1 protein-coding gene is annotated in these 2,652 nt (G+C 64.1%); it reads right to left on the bottom strand.

What is annotated here, in order from left to right; genetic code table 11:
• The coding region (locus tag EN879_RS31390) for an autotransporter outer membrane beta-barrel domain-containing protein (protein WP_164774699.1) at positions 1 to 2,605 on the bottom strand (2,605 nt) is incomplete at its 3' end.
• Positions 2,606 to 2,652: the final 47 nt, after the last annotated feature.

Here is a 2,652-nt window from a genome sequence, read left to right as displayed (position 1 = left end):
ACGTATAGGCAAGCCCGGAGCGGAAGGCGAGAGCGCCCCGCTGCGTGCCACCATAAAGGCCGAGATGATAATTGTCGCTCGAGCCTGACGAGGATCGGCCGTCGGCATCGAAGCTCGTGTGGCTGTAGCCAGTCATGATGCCAAGCCGCACATCCTCCGCGACAAGGCCGTCGACGCCGGTAAGAAAGCCGCCGGTGGAGGTATCGAGGCCTGCGGCATTGCCGTCGCCGTCGAAGGAACCCCATGACCCGAAAGCCGTGCCCCAGGCGGCAAAGCGATCGGTGGTGGCAGGCGCCAGCATCGGACCGCCTTCGCCATAGGCCAGCACCGGCGTTGCCGGGATACCTACCCCCTCGAAGGCCGCACGCAGGCGGTCATTGATGGCATCGCGGACAAAATGGCTGTCCTCGATCAGCGCCGATTTGGCGGACGCATGGATCTCGCCAGATAACACATCGAAGGCTTCGCGTGCGGTTTCATCGTCCGGCAGGCCGGCGATTGCATCGTAGATCGGGTTGCCCGGCCCGGCGCTTTCGGCGCCATTGGCGGTGGCACACTGGTTGCGGGTGCCGGCCACGTCGCAGAACGACACGTCATTGCGGGCAACGTCGAGATAGATATTACTGGCGTCATAGGCGAGTGCCAGATCGACAAACGGGGCGTTCTGGTCGAACGCATCATAGGTGCCGGTCACGCCCTGATCCGCGCTCAGGATCGTGTAGCGGGTTCCGGCACTGTAGCCGCCCGGCGCTTTGAGCGCGAAGACGGTGCCACCCTGGATGGTGGCTTTGCCCGTCACGTCGATCAGGTCGGAATTGCCGGCCGGATTGATCTCGACTTCGTAGGTCGAGCCTATCTCCTGCGTGTAATCGCCTGACACATTCAGCGTGCCGATCGAATTGCCCGGCGTAATCGTGCCGCCAGAAGCGATCGTGGTCGTACCCACCGTTCCCGAACCGCCGAGCGTGCCGCCGGCTGCAACCGCAATGGCGCCAGCAATGCTTGCCCCGGAATGGCTGCCGTCGCCGACAACGAGCTTGCCGCCGCCGATGGTGGTCAGACCGGTATAGGTGCTGACGCCGTTCAGCGTCAGCGTGCCGGCGCCGGTCTTGACGAGGCTCCCTCCGATGCCAGTGCTGCCATCCTGGATGACGCCGCCGATGGTGTCGTTCTTATCCAATCCGCCAAGCGTCAGCACCTTCGAGCCGAGAAAGACGAGACCATCGCCCGAAAGCGAGCCAATCGCGATACCGTCCGACGTCATTTCGGAGATGTCGACCTTTCCCCCCGTATCGTTGATGATCGTGGCGCCATCCGCGGTGTTGGCGCCATGGAAGCCAACGAAGCCGCCCTTGTTGGTGATGGCGGCGCTGCCGGCAGACGCGGTGTCGTAGAAGTCGAGCGTTCCTTGGATTGTAACGCCAATCGTGGCATTGGCGGCGCTCGAATTGCCGTTGAAGGACGTCCTGCTACCATTGCCGGTGATCGAAGCCGCACCGGCCGATGTTTCGTCGTTGAAGTTGATGCGGCTTTGGGTAGTGACGATCGTCGCCGTTCCCGCCGACGCACTGCCATCGAAGCGCATCGTTGCGTTTGTTTCCATGACGATGTCGAGGCTCTCGGCGCTTGCATCATTGATGAAGCGGAGGTCACCGGCCTTGACATTCACCGGTCCGCTGCCCAGCGCGCCTGTCGTCGCCGCGGTGATGAATCCTGCCGAAACCGTCGTCCCACCGGCGTAGCTGTTGGCGCTCGAAAGCACCAGCCCGCCGGCCCCGGTCTTGGTGAGCGCGCCGGTCCCGGAGATGACGCCGTTCGCCGTCAGGTCGGCATCGGTCTGGAACGTCCCACCGCCGGCATCCAGGGTGACGTTGCGCGCCGTCGCGAACGCCGCCGTGTTCCGCAGCGTGCCGCCGTTGAATGTCAGGGCACCGCTTGCAGCGCCGAGATTGGCATCGGAAGAAACGGAAATAATCCCGCCTAGAAGCCGCGTGCCGCCCTGATAGCTGTTGCTGCCTTCCAGGACGAGCGTGCCGCCTTGCGTCTTGCTGACCCCGCCCGCGCCGGTAATCGTCGTCGCGATGGTGGCTGCCGTGCCGGCCAGCACGCGGATCTCGGCATTGCCATCGGCGCTGTCGGAACCATCTATCGCGAGCGTGCCGGAACCTTCCAGGCGGTAGCCGCTGTCGACGAATTGCAGGCCCTTGAAGCTTTGCGCTCCTTCGACGGCGATCGTGCCGCCGTCGAAGCCGCCCGGTTCGTTCTTGAACACCGCATGGTTTCCTGCCCAGGAGACGAGAGTATCGCCGCCCTGGTTCAGCCATTTTTCGTTCGTGGTGTTCCAGGTCCCGTCGCCGCCTTGCCAGTGCTGCAGCGTGTCGTCGCCGGCCGCTCCGATGAAGAGGTCGACATTGCCGCCGCCCGCCTGGATCTCATAGGCGGCCGGATCGGAAAGCGGCGGCTTCGTGCCGATCTCCAGGCCGTTGTCGGTAAGGCTGCCGCCATAGGTCATCAGCCGGTAATAGCCGAGGCCCGCCGTGCCATCGGCCACGTCGCCGCTCTGCGCAAGATTGAGCGTACCGTCGAGCGTCAGATTGCCACTCACCCCGATGCGGTCGCTTATCCCCGGAGAGCCGGTTGAACCGCCTGGAT

It is taken from the genome of Mesorhizobium sp. M7A.F.Ca.AU.002.02.1.1, assembly GCF_003998535.1.
GTDB lineage: Bacteria > Pseudomonadota > Alphaproteobacteria > Rhizobiales > Rhizobiaceae > Mesorhizobium > Mesorhizobium ciceri.
Note: the sequence above shows the minus strand (reverse complement) of the source record. Positions and strands in the feature narration are given on the sequence as shown.